Source organism: Modestobacter sp. VKM Ac-2979 (assembly GCF_026967995.1).
In the GTDB taxonomy this organism is placed as follows: Bacteria; Actinomycetota; Actinomycetes; order Mycobacteriales; family Geodermatophilaceae; genus Modestobacter.
This window is the reverse complement of the sequence record NZ_JAPVBO010000002.1, coordinates 408,802-425,698: the sequence shown is the minus strand read 5'-3', so window position 1 is coordinate 425,698 and position 16,897 is coordinate 408,802. Positions and strand designations below refer to the sequence as shown.

Annotated in this window: 16 protein-coding genes; 14 read left to right on the top strand and 2 right to left on the bottom strand. The window is 73.0% G+C overall.

The window, feature by feature from the left end; translation table 11 throughout:
• Positions 1 to 5 precede the first annotated feature (5 nt).
• The 11 genes from O2W15_RS06535 (at position 6) to ppk2 (ending at position 12,470) form a co-directional block, all read left to right on the top strand.
• Positions 6 to 1,691, top strand: coding sequence for a ribonuclease J (locus O2W15_RS06535; protein WP_269178813.1), 1,686 nt, complete (start codon positions 6 to 8; stop codon positions 1,689 to 1,691).
• Positions 1,692 to 2,043: 352 nt separating this feature from the next.
• A complete protein-coding gene (locus O2W15_RS06530) occupies positions 2,044 to 3,534 on the top strand; it encodes a SulP family inorganic anion transporter (RefSeq protein WP_269178812.1) in 1,491 nt (496 codons plus the stop codon).
• A gap of 244 nt (positions 3,535 to 3,778) precedes the next feature.
• Positions 3,779 to 5,260: a SulP family inorganic anion transporter gene (locus O2W15_RS06525; protein WP_269178811.1), complete on the top strand. Its 1,482-nt coding sequence runs from the start codon at positions 3,779 to 3,781 to the stop codon at positions 5,258 to 5,260.
• 1 nt (position 5,261) lies between these two features.
• Positions 5,262 to 5,654, top strand: coding sequence for a MerR family transcriptional regulator (locus tag O2W15_RS06520; protein ID WP_269178810.1), 393 nt, complete (start codon positions 5,262 to 5,264; stop codon positions 5,652 to 5,654).
• A gap of 64 nt (positions 5,655 to 5,718) precedes the next feature.
• The gene (argG, locus tag O2W15_RS06515; protein ID WP_269162473.1) at positions 5,719 to 7,167 is read left to right on the top strand and encodes an argininosuccinate synthase; all 1,449 of its coding nucleotides are present in this window, start codon (positions 5,719 to 5,721) and stop codon (positions 7,165 to 7,167) included.
• A gap of 23 nt (positions 7,168 to 7,190) precedes the next feature.
• Positions 7,191 to 7,577, top strand: a complete 387-nt coding sequence (locus tag O2W15_RS06510; protein WP_269178809.1) for a YchJ family protein — start codon at positions 7,191 to 7,193, stop codon at positions 7,575 to 7,577.
• A 108-nt stretch (positions 7,578 to 7,685) separates the two neighbouring features.
• Positions 7,686 to 8,333, top strand: coding sequence for an FMN-dependent NADH-azoreductase (locus tag O2W15_RS06505; RefSeq protein ID WP_269162470.1), 648 nt, complete (start codon positions 7,686 to 7,688; stop codon positions 8,331 to 8,333).
• Between the two features lie 149 nt (positions 8,334 to 8,482).
• Positions 8,483 to 9,247 (top strand): GNAT family N-acetyltransferase, encoded by a 765-nt coding sequence (locus O2W15_RS06500; protein ID WP_269178808.1) that lies wholly within the window; start codon positions 8,483 to 8,485, stop codon positions 9,245 to 9,247.
• Positions 9,244 to 10,170 (top strand): lysophospholipid acyltransferase family protein, encoded by a 927-nt coding sequence (locus tag O2W15_RS06495; RefSeq protein WP_269178807.1) that lies wholly within the window; start codon positions 9,244 to 9,246, stop codon positions 10,168 to 10,170. The genes O2W15_RS06500 and O2W15_RS06495 overlap by 4 nt, the downstream gene beginning before the upstream one ends.
• Positions 10,160 to 11,383, top strand: a complete 1,224-nt coding sequence (locus O2W15_RS06490) for a glycosyltransferase (protein ID WP_269178806.1) — start codon at positions 10,160 to 10,162, stop codon at positions 11,381 to 11,383. The genes O2W15_RS06495 and O2W15_RS06490 overlap by 11 nt, the downstream gene beginning before the upstream one ends.
• Positions 11,384 to 11,480: 97 nt before the next feature.
• On the top strand, positions 11,481 to 12,470 hold the full coding sequence (gene ppk2, locus O2W15_RS06485) for a polyphosphate kinase 2 (protein ID WP_269162464.1): 990 nt from the start codon (positions 11,481 to 11,483) through the stop codon (positions 12,468 to 12,470).
• Between the two features lie 93 nt (positions 12,471 to 12,563).
• Here ppk2 and O2W15_RS06480 read toward each other — a convergent pair whose 3' ends face one another.
• On the bottom strand, positions 12,564 to 13,385 hold the full coding sequence (locus O2W15_RS06480) for a PRC and DUF2382 domain-containing protein (protein WP_269178805.1): 822 nt from the start codon (positions 13,383 to 13,385) through the stop codon (positions 12,564 to 12,566).
• A 269-nt stretch (positions 13,386 to 13,654) separates the two neighbouring features.
• Here O2W15_RS06480 and O2W15_RS06475 point away from each other — a divergent pair, with 269 nt between their 5' ends.
• From O2W15_RS06475 to O2W15_RS06465, 3 genes are all read left to right on the top strand, one after another.
• Positions 13,655 to 14,464 carry a DUF3097 domain-containing protein gene (locus O2W15_RS06475; protein ID WP_269162459.1) on the top strand — a complete coding sequence of 270 codons (810 nt, stop codon included), beginning with the start codon at positions 13,655 to 13,657 and terminating at the stop codon, positions 14,462 to 14,464.
• A gap of 88 nt (positions 14,465 to 14,552) precedes the next feature.
• Positions 14,553 to 15,419, top strand: coding sequence for a hypothetical protein (locus O2W15_RS06470; RefSeq protein ID WP_269178804.1), 867 nt, complete (start codon positions 14,553 to 14,555; stop codon positions 15,417 to 15,419).
• A gap of 23 nt (positions 15,420 to 15,442) precedes the next feature.
• The gene (locus O2W15_RS06465) at positions 15,443 to 15,808 is read left to right on the top strand and encodes a GntR family transcriptional regulator (protein WP_269162456.1); all 366 of its coding nucleotides are present in this window, start codon (positions 15,443 to 15,445) and stop codon (positions 15,806 to 15,808) included.
• Between the two features lie 209 nt (positions 15,809 to 16,017).
• On the opposite strand, the gene O2W15_RS06460 is transcribed toward O2W15_RS06465, so the two are convergent.
• The gene (locus O2W15_RS06460; protein ID WP_269178803.1) at positions 16,018 to 16,860 is read right to left on the bottom strand and encodes an aldo/keto reductase; all 843 of its coding nucleotides are present in this window, start codon (positions 16,858 to 16,860) and stop codon (positions 16,018 to 16,020) included.
• Positions 16,861 to 16,897 lie beyond the last annotated feature (37 nt).

Genomic DNA, 16,897 nt, shown 5'->3' with positions numbered 1-16,897 from the left:
AGGGCATGAGCCGCTCTCGCCGCGACCCCGGCACCCCTCCGGCACTGGCCCCCAACGGCCTGCGGGTCGTCGCCCTCGGTGGCCTGGGTGAGATCGGCCGCAACATGACCGTCTTCGAGCACGCCGGCAAGCTGCTGATCGTCGACTGCGGCGTGCTCTTCCCCGAGGAGCACCAGCCCGGGATCGACGTGATCCTCCCGGACTTCACCTCCATCCGGGACCGGCTGGACGACATCGTGGCCATCGTCCTGACGCACGGGCACGAGGACCACATCGGCGGCGTCCCGTACCTGCTGCGGGAGCGGCGGGACATCCCCGTCATCGGGTCGAAGCTGACGCTGGCCTTCATCGAGGCCAAGCTCAAGGAACACAAGATCACCCCGGTGACCGAGCAGGTCGCGGAGGGCGACGAGCTGCGGCTCGGCCCCTTCGACCTGGAGTTCCTGGCGGTCAACCACTCCATCCCCGACGCGCTCGCCGTGGCCATCCGCACCGCGGCCGGCCTGGTGCTGCACACCGGCGACTTCAAGATGGACCAGTTCCCACTGGACCAGCGGATCACCGACCTGCGCGGCTTCGCCCGGCTCGGCGAGGAGGGCGTCGACCTCTTCCTCACCGACTCCACCAACGCCGACGTCCCCGGCTTCACCACGTCGGAGGGCGAGCTCACCCCGGCGATCGACACGGTCTTCCGGACCGCCCCCAAGCGGGTCATCGTCTCCAGCTTCGCCAGCCACGTGCACCGCATCCAGCAGGTGCTCGACGCCGCGCACGAGCACGGCCGCAAGGTCGCCTTCGTCGGCCGGTCGATGGTCCGGAACATGGGGATCGCCCGCGACCTGGGGTACCTGCGGGTGCCCAAGGGCCTGGTGGTCGACATGAAGGTGCTGGAGAAGCTGCCCGCCGACCAGGTGTGCCTGGTCTGCACCGGCTCCCAGGGCGAGCCGATGGCGGCGCTGTCCCGGATGGCCAACCGCGACCACGTCATCCGGATCTCCGAGGGCGACACGGTGCTGCTGGCCAGCTCGCTGATCCCGGGCAACGAGAACGCCATCTACCGGATCATCAACGAGTTCACCCGGATCGGCGCCAACGTCGTCCACAAGGGCAACGCCAAGGTGCACGTCTCCGGGCACGCCAGCGCCGGCGAGCTCGTGTACTGCTACAACATCGTCAAGCCGCGCAACGTCATGCCGGTGCACGGGGAGGCGCGGCACCTGCGAGCCAACGCCGACCTGGCGATCCGCACCGGCGTCGACCCGAGCCGGGTCGTCATCGCCGAGGACGGCTCCGTGATCGACCTGGTCGACGGCCGGGTCTCGATCACCGGCAAGGTGTCCGCCGGCAACGTCTACGTCGACGGCTCGACCGTCGGCGGCGCGACCGAGGCCTCGCTGAAGGACCGGCGCACCCTCGCGGAGGAGGGCGTGATCACCGTCGTGGCGATCGTCGACGCCAACACCGGGCAGCTCGTGGAGGCCCCCGACTTCCTGGCCCGCGGTTTCGTCCACGAGGCCGAGTCCTTCGACGCCGCGGTGCCGTTGATCGAGCGGGAGCTGGCCCGCGCGGCGGCCGACGGGGTCAAGGACGCCGCCCAGCTGGAGTCGCTGATCGCCAAGGCCGTCGGCAACTGGGCGAACCGGTCCCACCGCCGCACCCCGATGATCATTCCGGTGGTCATCGACGCCTGACGGGTCGTCGGCCCGGGCCCGTCTGGTGACCCACCAGCACGGCCCGGGCCTCGACACGTGCTGAGCCCCCGGGCCGGCACACCGGTTCGCGCCGGGCGGTCGGGCACCCGTGTCGAATGGACTCTTCCTTCACGTAAGGGTTATGTTGTGGAGGACCACGACGGCCGCACGGCCGCACGGCCGTCTGATCCGGATCGCTGCCGCTCCGGGCGCCTCGATGGCCGGCCCGAGTCGCCGACCTCCCCCACATCGCCGTGGTCCCCGGGTGCGCTGCGCACCCCTCCTCGCCCTGCGGTCCCCACCGGGACCGTCTCACCTGCGCCTCCACGGCGCCCGACCGGAAGACGGTGGCATGCCCTCACCCCTCCCGGTGCTGCCCAGGCCGCACCTCACCCGCCCGACCTGGCTCTCTCCGGACGTCGCCCGCACCGAGGTCCTCGCCGGGATCGTCGTGGCCCTCGCCTTGATCCCCGAGGCGATCAGCTTCTCGATCCTGGCCGGGGTCGACCCCCGCGTCGGCCTGTTCTCCTCCTTCGTCATGGCCGTGGTGATCTCCTTCACCGGCGGCCGGCCCGCCATGATCACCGCTGCCACCGGGGCGATCGCGCTCGTGGTCGCACCGCTGGCGCTGCAGTACGGCGTCGAGTACCTGCTCGCCGCCGTCGTGCTGGGCGGCGTGTTCCAGGTGCTCCTGGGCCTGTCCGGCTTCGCCCGGCTGATGCGGTTCATCCCGCGCAGCGTGATGGTCGGCTTCGTCAACGCGCTGGCCATCCTGATCTTCACCGCGCAGCTGCCGTACCTCACCGACGTGTCCTGGCTCGTCTACCCGATGGTCGCCGCCGGCCTGGCGATCATCTTCCTGCTCCCCCGGGTGACCACCGCGATCCCGGCGCCACTGGTGTCGATCGTGGTGCTCACCGGGCTCACCGTCGCGGCCGCCCTGACCGTGCCGGACGTGGGCGACCAGGGCGAGCTGCCCGACAGCCTGCCGTTCTTCGGCATCCCGGACCTGCCGCTCACCTGGGAGACGCTGACGATCATCGCCCCCTACGCGTTGGGCGTCGCCTTCGTCGGGCTGATGGAGTCGCTGATGACGGCGAAGCTGGTCGACGACCTCACCGACACCCCCTCGAACAAGACCCGCGAGTCCTGGGGCCAGGGGGTCGCGAACATCGCCTCCGGGTTCTTCGGCGGCATGGGTGGCTGCGCGATGATCGGCCAGACGATGATCAACGTGAAGTCCGGCGCCCGCACCCGGCTGTCGACCTTCCTGTCCGGCGTCTTCCTGCTGGTCCTGGTCGTCGTCCTGGGCGACATCGTGGCGCTCATCCCGATGGCCGCCCTGGTCGCCGTGATGATCTTCGTGGCGATCGCGACCTTCGACTGGCACAGCCTGCGCACCATCCACACGATGCCCCGCAGCGAGACGATCGTGATGGTCTCGACCGTGGCGGTCACCCTGATCACCCACAACCTGGCCATCGGCGTCGCCGTCGGCGTGCTGGTCGCCTGCGTGCTCTTCGCCCGCCGGGTCGCCCACCTCGTCGAGGTCACCAGCGTCACCGACCCGGACGGCGACACCCGGGTCTACTCGGTCCACGGGGCGCTCTTCTTCGCCTCCAGCAACGACCTGTACACCCAGTTCGACTACGCCGGCGATCCCGGGAACGTCGTGATCGACCTGTCCGGCGCCCACGTCTGGGACGCCTCCACGGTCGCCGCCCTGGACGCCATCACCCACAAGTACGCGAGCCGCAGGAAGCGGGTGGAGGTCATCGGGCTCGAGGGGCACTCCGCCTCCCGCTACGAGCGGCACAGCGGGCAGCTCACCGGCGCGCACTGACCAGCGCACCGCCGGCGGCGCGGCCTGATGGTCGCTGTGACCAACCACCCGTCGCGGTGGCGCAACAACTACCTCACGTCAGGTTAGATTGACCCGGGCGTTCGCGCGGAGGAGCCCGCGCTCGGGTCGCTGCCGACCTGCGGCCGATGCCCTCCCGGCCCCCGGTGCACCGCCGCACCACCCCTCGTAGGCACGCGCTCGCGCGGACCCCCGCGCCGCCGGCGCACGACCCGAAGACGGTGGCATGTCCCTCCCGACCACACTCTCCACACCCGGCCGCCCCGCGTGGCTGACGCCGAAGGTGGCCCGCACCGAGGTGCTCGCCGGCCTCGTGGTGGCCCTTGCGCTGATCCCCGAGGCGATCAGCTTCTCCATCATCGCCGGGGTCGACCCCCGGGTCGGGCTCTTCGCCTCGTTCACGATGGCGGTGGTGATCGCCTTCACGGGTGGCCGGCCGGCCATGATCAGCGCCGCCACCGGGGCGATCGCGCTGGTCATCGCCCCGCTGGTGCGTGACCACGGGCTGGAGTACCTGCTGGCCGCCGTCGTCCTCGGCGGGGTGTTCCAGGTGCTGCTGGGCCTGGCCGGCTTCGCCCGGTTGATGCGGTTCGTGCCGCGCAGCGTCATGGTCGGCTTCGTCAACGCGCTGGCCATCCTGATCTTCATGGCGCAGCTGCCGTACCTGGTCGACGTGTCCTGGCTGGTCTACCCGATGGTGGCCGCCGGGCTCGCGATCATCTTCCTGCTCCCGCGGCTGAGCAGCGTCGTCCCGGCCCCGCTGGTGTCGATCGTGGTGCTCACCGGGCTGACCGTGGCGGTCGGCCTGACCGTGCCGAACGTGGGCGACCAGGGCGAGCTGCCCGACAACCTGCCGCTGTTCGGCATCCCCGACCTGCCGTTCACCTGGGAGACGCTGACGATCATCGCGCCCTACGCCCTCGGCGTGGCGTTCGTCGGGCTGATGGAGTCCCTGCTGACGGCCAAGCTGGTCGACGACCTGACCGACACCCACTCGGACAAGACCCGCGAGTCCTGGGGTCAGGGCGTGGCCAACATCGTCACCGGCTTCTTCGGCGGCATGGGCGGCTGCGCGATGATCGGCCAGACGATGATCAACGTGCGCTCCGGCGCCCGCACCCGGCTGTCGACCTTCCTCGCCGGGGTGTTCCTGCTGGTCCTGGTGGTCGCCCTCGGCGACATCGTGGCGATCATCCCGATGGCCGCGCTCGTGGCCGTGATGATCTTCGTGTCGATCGCGACCTTCGACTGGCACAGCCTGCGCACCATCCACCGGATGCCGCGCAGCGAGACCGTCGTGATGCTCTCCACCGTCGCGGTCACCCTCGCCACGCACAACCTCGCCATCGGCGTCGGCGTCGGCGTGCTGGTCGCCTGTGTGCTCTTCGCCCGCCGGGTGGCCCACCTCGTCGAGGTCACCAGCACGACCAGCCCCGACGGGACGACGCGCTTCTACGCCGTCCACGGCGCGCTGTTCTTCGCCTCCAGCAACGACCTCTACCAGCAGTTCGACTACGCCGACGACCCCGCCGACGTCGTCATCGACCTGTCCGGCGCCCAGGTCTGGGACGCCTCCACCGTCGCCACCCTGGACGCGATCACGCACAAGTACGAGACGCGCGGCAAGACCGTGCAGATCGTGGGGCTGAGCGAGCACTCGGCCGACCGCTACGAGCGGCACACCGGCCAGCTGGCCGGGGGGCACTGAGGTGGCCGGGCACGGCGAGCTGATGCAGATCGGCCAGGTGGCCGAGCGGATCGGGCTGAGCCTGCGGACCATCCGGTTCTACGAGGAGAACGGGCTCGTCGTCCCCACGAGCCGCACCGAGGGGGGCTTCCGGCTCTACAGCGAGGCCGACGTCGCCCGCTTCGAGGTGATCAAGCGGATGAAGCCGCTGGGCTTCTCGCTGGAGGAGATGCAGGAGCTGCTCACCCTGCTGCACGACCTCGAGCACGGCACGGGCGACCACGAGCAGCTGCTGACCCGGCTGCGCACGTTCCACGAGGCGGCCACGGCCCGGGTCGCCGCGCTGCGCGACCAGCTGGCCGTCGCCGAGGGGTTCGCCGGCACGCTGGCCGACCGGCTGGAGACCCACCGCTAGGACGCGACGCGGGTCACCCGCCCCGGCTTTGCATGGTCATACAGTGCAATGCATACTCGTGTCCATGTCCAAGGTGCTCACGTCCCTGCCCGTCGGCGAACGCGTCGGCATCGCCTTCTCCGGCGGCCTCGACACCTCCGTCGCGGTGGCCTGGATGCGCGAGAAGGGCGCCGTGCCCTGCACCTACACCGCGGACATCGGCCAGGCCGACGAGCCCGACATCGGCTCGGTGCCCGGCCGCGCCAGCGCCTACGGCGCCGAGCTCGCCCGGCTGGTCGACTGCCGGGCTGCCCTGGTCGAGGAGGGACTCGCGGCGCTGACCTGCGGCGCCTTCCACATCCGCTCCGGCGGCCGTAGCTACTTCAACACCACCCCGCTCGGCCGCGCGGTCACCGGCACCCTGCTGGTACGGGCGATGCTGGCCGACGGCGTCCAGATCTGGGGCGACGGGTCGACCTACAAGGGCAACGACATCGAGCGGTTCTACCGCTACGGCCTGCTGGCCAACCCCGGGCTGCGGATCTACAAGCCGTGGCTGGACGCCGACTTCGTGACCGAGCTCGGGGGCCGCAAGGAGATGTCGGAGTGGCTGGTCGCCCACGGCCTGCCCTACCGGGACAGTGCGGAGAAGGCCTACTCCACCGACGCCAACATCTGGGGCGCGACGCACGAGGCCAAGACCCTCGAGCACCTCGACACCGGCATCGAGACCGTCGAGCCGATCATGGGCGTGAAGTTCTGGGACCCGGCGGTCGAGATCGCCGCCGAGGACGTCACGATCGGCTTCGAGTACGGCCGGCCGGTGACGATCGACGGCAAGGAGTTCGCCACCCCGGTCGACCTGGTGCTGGAGGCCAACGCGATCGGCGGGCGGCACGGCCTGGGCATGTCCGACCAGATCGAGAACCGGATCATCGAGGCGAAGAGCCGGGGCATCTACGAGGCGCCGGGGATGGCCCTGCTGCACGCGGCCTACGAGCGGCTGGTCAACGCCATCCACAACGAGGACACCCTGGCCACGTACCACTCCGAGGGCCGTCGGCTGGGCCGGCTGATGTACGAGGGCCGCTGGCTGGACCCGCAGGCGATGATGCTGCGCGAGTCGCTGCAGCGCTGGGTCGGCATGGCGGTCAGCGGTGAGGTCACGCTCCGGCTGCGGCGCGGCGAGGACTACTCGGTGCTGGACACCTCCGGCCCGGCCTTCAGCTACCACCCGGACAAGCTGTCCATGGAGCGCACCCAGGACTCCGCCTTCGGGCCGGTCGACCGGATCGGCCAGCTGACCATGCGCAACCTGGACATCGCCGACTCGCGGGCCAAGCTGGAGCAGTACGCCCGGATGGGCATGGTCGGCGGCGCCACCCCGACGTCCATCGGTGCGGCCCAGGCCGCCTCGACCGGGCTGATCGACGCCACCCAGCAGGGCGGCGCCGAGGCGATCGCCTCGCGCGGCCGGGTCTCCGAGCACGACGAGCTGCTGGACCGCGCGGCGATGGAGGCCGGCACCGACTGACCCGGCCCTGGGAGACTCAGGGCGTGCCCTCCCCCCGCTGCCCGTGCGGCACCGGCCTGCCCTACGCCGAGTGCTGCGGCCGGCTGCACGCGGGCCCGGCGACCGCGGCGACGGCCGAGCAGCTGATGCGCTCGCGCTACAGCGCCTTCGCGGTCGGGGACGCCGGGTACCTGCTGAGCACCTGGCACTCCAGCACCCGCCCCCGCACCCTCGACCTCGACCCCGCGGTGCGCTGGACCGGGTTGGAGGTGCTGGCCACCACCGGCGGCACCCTGCTGGCACCGGAGGGCACGGTGGAGTTCCGGGCCCACCACCGCGCCGGCGGGGTGCGGGGAGCGCAGCACGAGCACAGCCGGTTCGCCCGCGAGGACGGCCAGTGGCGCTACGTCGACGGGGTCTCGCTGGACTGAGCGCCGGATGCTCCACGTGGAACATCCGCCCCGACCGACGTCCCGGCGCCCGGCACTGCTTGGGTGGGTCCCGGCGACCCCGCCCATCCCCAGCCCCGGGAGGCCCCGATGCCGCACCTGCTGCACCTCGACTCGTCCGCCGATCCGCGCACCTCCGCCTCCCGCGAGGTCACCGCCGCCTTCGTCCGGGGCTGGCAGGACCGTGGCGCGGAGTTCACCGTGGCCTCCCGGGACCTGCAGGCCGACCCGCCGCCGCACCTGCCCGACGCCGCCCTGCACTGGACCCCCCGGCTGCGCACGCCCGAGGAGGTCGTCGACCCGGCCGCCGAGGCGCAGCAGCACGTCTACCTCGACGAGCTGCTGGCCGCCGACGTCCTGCTGGTCGGCGCCCCGATGTACAACTGGTCGCTGCCCTCCACGCTCAAGGCCTGGCTCGACCACGTGCACGTGCTGGGCGCGACGGTGCCCTTCGGCGACTACGAGGCCCGGCCGCTGGCCGGGCGGCACGCCGTCATCGTCTCCAGCCGGGGAGCGAGCTACGACGCCGGCGGCGAGCAGGCCAGCTGGGACCACACCGTGCCGCCCTTGGAGCTGGTGCTCGGGCGCTCCTTCGGCATGACGGTCTCGGTCATCACCCTGCAGCTGACCCTGGCCGACCGGGTCCCGGCGATGGCCGACCTGCGTGAACGCGCCGCCGCCGAGGCCGACGCCGCCCGCAGCTTCGCCGAGGAGCTCGCCGAGCGCATCGTCCCCTGACCGGTCACCCGATCGGCGGACACCCGGGGCGGGATTCGCCCGTCCGCCGGGGGCACGCCAGTCCGCGGCCACCCACCGGACACCTCGGCCGCTGACGCTGGCGGCGTCCGGGCCTCGTCCAGGGGCCTCCCGACACCCGAGGTGTCGCCGTGACCGCAGCTGTGACCACAGCCCTGCCGGCCTCCCGCCGCAGCTACACCACCGCCCTGGCCACCCACGCCGACGACATCGCCGCCGCCCAGCGGCTCCGCTGGAGCGTGTTCGCCCAGGAGGGCCGCGCCCTGCTGGCCCCCGCGGCCACCGCCCTCGAACGGGACGTCGACGAGTGGGACGAGCTCTGCGACCACCTGCTGGTGCGGGACGAGGCGACCGGCGAGGTCGTCGGCACCTACCGGCTGCTGCCGCCCGAGCGGGCCGCGACCGCCGGCCGCAGCTACGGCGACGGCGAGTTCGACCTCTCCCGCCACGCCGCCCTGCGCCCCGGGCTGGTCGAGGCCGGCCGCAGCTGCGTGCACCCCGATCACCGCACCGGCACCGTGATCACCGCGCTGTGGGCCGGCGTCCTCCGCTACGTGCTGGAGCGCGGCGCCACCCACCTGGCCGGCTGCGCCTCCGTCCCACTGACCGACGGCGGCGCCACCGTCGCCGGGGTCTGGGAGGCGGTGCGCACCCGGCACCTCGCCCCCGCTGACCTCCGGGTGGTGCCGCACCTGCCCTTCGACGTCATGGCGCCACCTCAGCCGGAGCGCCTGGTGGTGCCCCCACTGCTCCGGGCGTACCTGAAGCTGGGCGCCCGGGTGTGCGGCCGCCCCGCCTACGACCCGGCGTTCGGCACCGCCGACCTGTACGTCCTCCTGGCCGTCGCCGACATCCCCGACCGGGTGCTCGCCCGGCTGCTCGGCGGCGACCGATGAGCTGGCTGCCGGTCTCCGCCTGCACCACCGCCTGCACGGCCGACCCCGTCCCGACCGTGGACGCCGCGACACGACGGCGCCGCTGGCGCCGCCTGGGCCTCGCGCTCGCCGGCACCGGGGTGGCCGCGCTGCGGGCGCCGTGGACCGGCGCACGGGGTCGCCGGCGGCTGGTCGTGTGCGCCGCGGCCAGGGTGCTCACCGCCGCCGGGGTGCGGGTCGAGGTCACCGCGCCGTCCGCGGCCTGGCCGCGGGCAGGTGCCGGGCGCGGCCCGGGCCACCTGGTGGTCAGCAACCACGTCTCCTGGGTCGACGACCTCGCGATGCTCACCGTGGTCCCGGGGGTGCCCGTCGCCAAGCGCGAGGTGGGCGACTGGCCGGTCCTCGGTGGCCTGGCGCGCCGTACCGGCGTCGTCCTGCTCGACCGGGCACGCATCCGGACCCTCCCGGACGCGGTCGCCCAGGCCGCGGGCCTGCTGCGGTCCGGCACGGCGGTGACCGTCCACCCGGAGGGGACGACGGCGTGCGGGGTGGAGCTCGGCCGCTTCCGCCCGGCCTTCTTCCAGGCCGCCGTGGACGCCGCGGCACCGGTCTGCCCCGTCGCCGTCCGGTACCGGGTCGACGGCGGCACCCCCACCGCGGTCGCCGGCTACCTGGCCGACGAGCCGCTGTGGCGCAGCATCGCCCGGGTGGTCGCCGTCCGCGGCCTGGTGGTGGAGGTGCACCTGCTGCCGGCGCTCGACCCGGCCGGCGCCGACCGGCGGGAGCTGGCCGCGCTCGCCGAGTACGCGGTCGCGGCGGTTACCGAGGCCCGGCGGCCCGTCGTCGCGGCCCACCCGCGCCGGCCGCGGGTACCCGCCCGCCGGCTGCCGGTCCGCCGCCCCACGGGCATCCCGCCCCACCCCGGAGCAGCGCGTGTTGCGTGAGGACGTCGACGTCGCACCGGCGGACGCCGTCGCGCACGTGGACATCGCGCTGGCCGCGCCAGTCGTGGCCCCGACGCCGTCCGGCGGCGTGGGCATGCGGGTCGCGGTGGTCGCCGAGACCTTCCTGCCCGCCGTCAACGGGGTGGTCAACTCGGTGCTGCGGCTGGTCGACCACCTCGCCGTCCGCGGCCACGACCCGGTGGTGGTGGCCCCGTCCGGCGCCGGCTACGAGTCCCGCTGCGGCGCCTGGGTGGACGTCGCCACCGTGCCGTCGATGCGCCTGCCCGGCTACCGGCAGCTCTCCGTGGCGCGCCCGGTCAGGGACCTGACCGAGGTGCTCCGCCGGCTGGCCCCCGACGTCGTCCACCTGGCCTCCCCCGCCGTCCTCGGCCTGGCGGCGGCTCGGGCCGCACGCGCGCTCGGGGTGCCGTCGGTCGCGGTGTTCCAGACGGACCTGGCCGCCTACGCCGAGCGCTATCGCCTGCCCGGCGGCCCGGCGGCGGCCTGGCGGTACCTGCGCTCGGTGCACGAGACCGCCGACCTCACCCTGGCCCCGTCCACGGCGAGCCTGGCGATGCTGGCCCGGCACGGGATCGGCCCGGTCACGCTGTGGCGGCGGGGCGTCGACCTCGACCAGTTCGCCCCGTGGCACGGCGACCCCGGCCTGCACCGCGAGCTGGCGCCGGCCGGGGAGCTGCTGGTGGGCGTGGTCGCCCGGCTGGCGGTGGAGAAGCGGCTGGAGCTGCTGGCCCCGCTCAGCGAGCTGCCCGGGGTCCGGCTGGTCGTCGTCGGCGACGGGCCACAGCGCCGGCAGCTGGCCCGCCGGATGCCGCGCGCCGACTTCCTCGGCCAGCTCGGTGGGGCAGAGCTCGGCGCCGTCGTCGCCTCGCTGGACCTCTTCGTGCACCCCGGGGCCGACGAGACCTTCTGCCAGGCGGTGCAGGAAGCGCTGGCCGCGGGTGTCCCGGCGGTCGTGGCCGCCTCGGGCGGCCCACTGGACCTGGTCCGGCACGGGCAGAACGGCTGGCTCTGGGCCGGGGACGACCCCCATCTGCTGGCTGCCATGGTCGCCGGACTGCGCGACGACCCGGCCGCGCTCCGCGCCGCCGCCGACCGCGCCCGGCCCTCGGTGGAGGAGCGGACCTGGGGCCGGATCGGGGACGAGCTGATCGGCCACCTCCGGCTCGTGCGCGCACGAGTCGGCGCACCCTGACCACCGGGCTGGGCAGGACGAGCCGCATCCGGGCAGGATCGGGGCGAGCACCTGGCACCTTGCACCGGGCACCTGGCACCCGGAGACCGGAGACGACGTGACCCAGCAGATGCGTGACCGTGCCCCGGAGGGCACGCCGTCGCCTGTCCTCGACCTGTCCCGGTGGCGGCTCAACGCCCTGCCGGACACGCACTCCGACGAGGACTGGGACGACGACCGGGAGCTGTTCGACGCCGACGGCAACCGGGTCGACACCTGGCGCGAGGGCTACCCGTACAGCGAGCGGATGGAGCGGCGCGAGTACGAGATCGAGAAGCGCCGGCTGCAGATCGAGCTGCTGAAGCTCCAGGGCTGGGTGAAGGAGACCGGCCAGAAGATGGTGCTGGTGTTCGAGGGCCGCGACGCCGCCGGCAAGGGCGGCACGATCAAGCGGTTCACCGAGCACCTCAACCCGCGCGGGTCGACGGTGATCGCCCTGGACAAGCCGTCGGAGCGCGAGAAGACCCAGTGGTACTTCCAGCGCTACGTGCAGCACCTGCCGGCAGCCGGCGAGATCGTCATGTTCGACCGCTCCTGGTACAACCGCGCCGGCGTCGAGCGGGTGATGGGCTACTGCACCGCGGAGGAGTACTTGCGCTTCATGCGGCAGGCCCCGGAGTTCGAGCAGCTGCTCGTCGAGAGCGGCATCCACCTGGTCAAGTTCTGGTTCTCGGTGACCCGGGGCGAGCAGCGCAGCCGGTTCATCGTGCGGCAGATCGACCCGGTGCGGCAGTGGAAGCTCTCCCCCACCGACCTCGCCTCGCTGGACAAGTGGGAGGCCTACACCGAGGCCAAGGAGGCGATGTTCCTGCACACCGACACCGGCCACGCCCCGTGGACGGTGATCAAGAGCAACGACAAGAAGCGCGCCCGGCTGGAGGCCATGCGGCACGTGCTGGCCCGCTTCGACTACACCGGCAAGGACCTCGCCGCCGTCGGCACGCCCGACCCGCTGATCGTGGGCTCGGCGGCCGAGGTGCTCGAGGAGGAGGCCGGCGCACCGGTCATGCCCCGCCCCGGCGACCCGCTGCCCCCGACCGCCCACTGACGGAGGGCCCCGGCCGCCCCGGGGTCATCCGTGGCCGGACAGCACAGCGCCCGCCCCGGCGGACCGGGGCGGGCGCGTGGTGTGCTGCGGGGATCAGCGACGGTTGGTGTCGGTGACCTCGTCGGTGTCGACCTGCTCCTTGCGGACGGTCTCGCTCACCTGCTGCTGCTCGGTGACGGTCTCGGTGTTCAGGCGCACGCGCTCGACCGGGACGGCCTCCTTCTCCACGACGGGACGCTCGGCGTGCAGCGTCACCTCGTGCTCCTCCTCGGAGATCGCCGGGCCGTCCAGGGCGTCGCCGCGGTTGGCGTCGGTGATGGGCTCACGCTCGACCCGGACCTCCTCGTGCGACACGGGGACGGTCTCGGTGACGTTCTCGGTCACGACGTACTTGCGCAGCCGTGCGCGGCCGGTCTCGACGTGCTGGGTGCCGACCTTGACGCGCTCCTCGGAGAGGGTCATGGCGTCGTCGGTCGTGGGGCCGGAGGTGTCGTGGCCCACGGTGCCGTGCTGGTTGGTGTCGGCCGTGGTCGTCGTCCGGGTGTCGGCCGTGGTCGTCGTCGTGTCGGCGACGGGGGCACCGGCGGCCGGCGCGGCGGCCGACTCGGTCATGTTGTAGTGCCGGTACAGCTCGGTCTCCTCGGCCGGGGAGAGGTGGCCGTCGGAGTCGATGCGCGGGGCGTCCTTCACCGCGCTCTTGCTCACGGGGACACGCAGGCCGTCGCCGGTCAGGTCCGCGTCCCGGATCGGGACGAACGACTCCTTGGTGCCGAACATGCCGGTCTTGACGGTGACCCACTCGGGGGCGCCCGACTGGTCGTCGAGGAACACCTCGGAGGCCGTACCGATCTTGTTGCCGTCGGCGTCGATGACGTCTGCGCCGATCACGCGGTCGAGGGTCTCGGTGCCGATCATGTGTTCCGCTCCTCTGTTCGTGTGATGCTGTCTCGCTCTCTGCACTGCCCGCCACGGCGCGTTGCAAAACGGCGATCGCGAGATCGATCCAGCGCCGTGGTAGAGCGTGTCGCCGGGCCGACACCGACCACGGGCCCCGTCCGCGCAGGTCGACGCGGGTTCCGGCAGGCGACGCACCGCCCGTGCGGACACACCGTGGAGCTGGGCGAACCTGTCGCACCGGGCGTGTCGTGACCGGATCGGGCGGTGAGCGCGCCGAGCATGGACGGGTGCCTCCTCGTTCGCCCTACGACAACCTGGTCCACCCGCGCACCCAGAAGAAGCCCTCACCCCAGGTGGAGGCTCTCAAGGACGTCGTCGTCGAGGACCCCAGCAGCGGGTTCGTCGGCGCCGTCGTGCGGTGCGAGAAGGACGTCGTCCACCTCGAGGACCGCCACGGCCGCGTGCGGGCCTACCCCCTGGGCCCCGGCTTCTGGGTCGACGGGCGACCGGTCGTGCTGGTGCGGCCGAAGCAGAACGCGCCCTCGGGCCCGCAGCGCAGCGCGTCGGGCTCGACCTACGTGGTCGGCGCCCGCGCGCGGGTCGCCCGCGAGGGGCGGATCTACGTGGAGGGCAAGCACGACGCCGAGCTGGTGGAGAAGGTCTGGGGCCACGACCTGCGGATCGAGGGGGTCGTCGTCGAGCCGCTGCACGGCGTCGACGACCTGCCGGGCATCGTCAAGGAGTTCCGCCCGTCGTCGGGACGGCGCCTGGGCGTGCTCGTCGACCACCTGGTGACCGGCTCCAAGGAGTCCCGGATCGCCGCCCAGATCACCGGCGACCACGCCCTGGTCGTCGGGCACCCCTTCATCGACATCTGGCAGGCCGTCAAGCCCTCGGTGGTCGGCATCAAGGCCTGGCCGACGGTCCCCCGGGGCGAGGACTGGAAGACCGGCGTCTGCAAGCGGCTGGGCTGGGAGGACGACACCGGCTACGTCTGGGCGCAGCGCATCCTGGCCCGGGTCAGTGTCTGGACCGACCTGGAGCCCACGCTGATCGGCCGGGTCGAGGAGCTCATCGACTTCGTCACCACCGAGTAGCCGGAACGCCCCCGGCGGCAGGCTTGTGCACGGCGCCGCCGTCCGTCATTGTATCAATCACTTGATTCAATGACTCATGGAGGCCGTCGTGGCGTTGGTACCGCTGCTCGCCGTGCTGGTGCTGGCCGGCGCCGTCGCGCTCGGCGTGGGCATCGTCCGCCGGTCACCGCCCAGCCGGGAGGCCTCGGTGGCGGCCGCCCGCCGGCATGCCCGCTCGGCCTCCGTCGCGGCGGTGGCACTCGGGGCCGCCGCCGCCCTGGCCACCGCGGCTCGCGAGGTGGGGAACACCGCCCCCGGCGGCCTGGGGGTCACGGCCCTGCTGGTCCCGATCGTCTTCGGCATCGTGCACACCCTGGTCCTCGCCGCCGGGGAGCTGACCTGGCCCCGACCGGAGGGCGAGGTACGGCGGGCGCAACTGGTGCGGCGGGGTGTGCTCGACGCGGCGCCCCGCTGGCTGGTGCGGACGGCGGCCGTCGCAGCCGGGCTCGCCGCAGCGGTCCTCGCCGGCGGCGCCCTCCTGGCCGACGAGACCGGCCGGCGGGTGACCCACAGCTCGACGGCCTACGGCAACCCGGCCTGGTCGACGGCCAGCCCGTTCCCCGGCGTCTTCTACGGCCGGCCGGCGGCGATCGGCCTGCTCCTGCTCGCCGTGGTCGCCGTCGGTGCGCTGTGGGTCGTCGCCAACCGGCCCGCCGTCGCCACCGAGGACGACCGGATCGAGGGCGCCCTCCGCCGTGCCTCGGCGCACCGAGTGCTCCGGGCGGCCGTCGCAGCGACCCTGGTGGTGGCCGGTGGCCTCCTGCTGGTCGGCGGGATGGCGGCGTCCAACGTGGGCGCACTGCCGCTGCCCGGGTGGGCCGGCGCCCTGCCGGGCCTGGTGACCGCGCTCGCCGGCCTCGTCGTCGGGTTCGTCCGCGCGCCCGGGGTGCCGGCGGACCAGCCGGCGTCCGTCTGACGTCCATGGGGCTGGACATCACGGTGGACGTCGTCAGTCCGACGCCGCCCTACGAGCAGATCCGCGGCCAGATCGCGACGTACGTGCAGAGCGGGGTGCTCGCCGACGGCGCTCGGTTGCCCACCATGCGCGCTCTCGCCGCCGACCTGGGCGTGGCCACGGGCACGGTGGCCCGGGCGTACGCCGAGCTGGAGGCCGCCGGGCTGGTGGCCAGCCGCCGGCGCACCGGCACCGTGGTCACCGGCGGGGCCGCCGCGCCCGCGCCGGGGGAACAGCGGGTGCGCGCACTGGCGGCCGAGCTGGCCCGCACCGCTCAGGAGGACGGCGTGGAGCGGGACACCGTGCTCGCCGTCGTCCGGGCCGCGCTGCTCACCGCTGCGCCCCGCTGAGGCTCGTCACGGCACTCTGACCGCGTCCTGCGCGCATCGCACGGCCTGCGGCACGTGCACAGCGCACGAACGGCGTGCACTGCCCCCGGACAGGCCAGCGGCCGCCGTCCCCCGAGAGGACGACGGCCGCTGGCGACCCGCTGAGTGGTCAGGCCCCGTCCAGAGGCTCACCCCGAGCGTGCGAGGGGTGAGGAGGACGGGGTCCTTCCTCAGCTGGGGATGTAGTTGAACTCGTCGGGGTTCGGGCCGTTGCGGCCGTCGGCGCGGTCGAGACCATCGATCTCGCGCATGTCGTCCTCGGTGAGCTCGAAGTCGAACAGGTCGAAGTTCTGCTCGACCCGGGCGCGGGTGACCGACTTCGGGAAGATGATGTCGCCCCGCTGGACAGCCCAGCGGAGAGCGGCCTGGGCCGGGCTCTTGCCGTACCGCTCGCCGACCCGGATGAGGGTCGGGTCGTCGAGGACCTTGCCCTGCGCGATCGGCGCCCAGGCCTCGGTGCGGATCTCGTGGTCGGCGTTGAACGCCCGCAGGTCGTTCTGCGCGAAGTAGGGGTGCACCTCGATCTGGTTCACCACGGGGCGGACCTCGCTCTCACCGAACAGCTTGCGCAGGTGGTGGGCGTTGAAGTTGGAGACGCCGATCGCCTTCACCCGGCCGGAGTGGTACATCTCCTCCATGGCCTTCCAGGTCTCGACGTAGTCGACGTCGATGCCCGGCAGCGGCCAGTGGATCAGGAACAGGTCGAGGTACTCGAAGCCGAGCGCGTCCATCGTCCCGTCGAAGGCCTTCAGGGCGTCGTCGCGGGCGTGGAAGCCGTTGTTGAGCTTGGAGGTCACGAAGACCTCCTCGCGCGGCACGCCGGACTGGCGCACGGCCTCGCCGACCTCCGCCTCGTTGCCGTACATCTCGGCGGTGTCGATGTGCCGGTAGCCGACCTCGAGGGCCGTGCGGGTGGCCTCGACGGTGTCCTCGGGCTTGACCTGGTACGTGCCGAAGCCCAGCTGCGGGATCTGCACGCCGTTGTTCAGGGTGATCGTGGGCACGGTGGCCATGGGGGGTCCTCCAAGCGTCGGACGGTCTGAGTGGCGG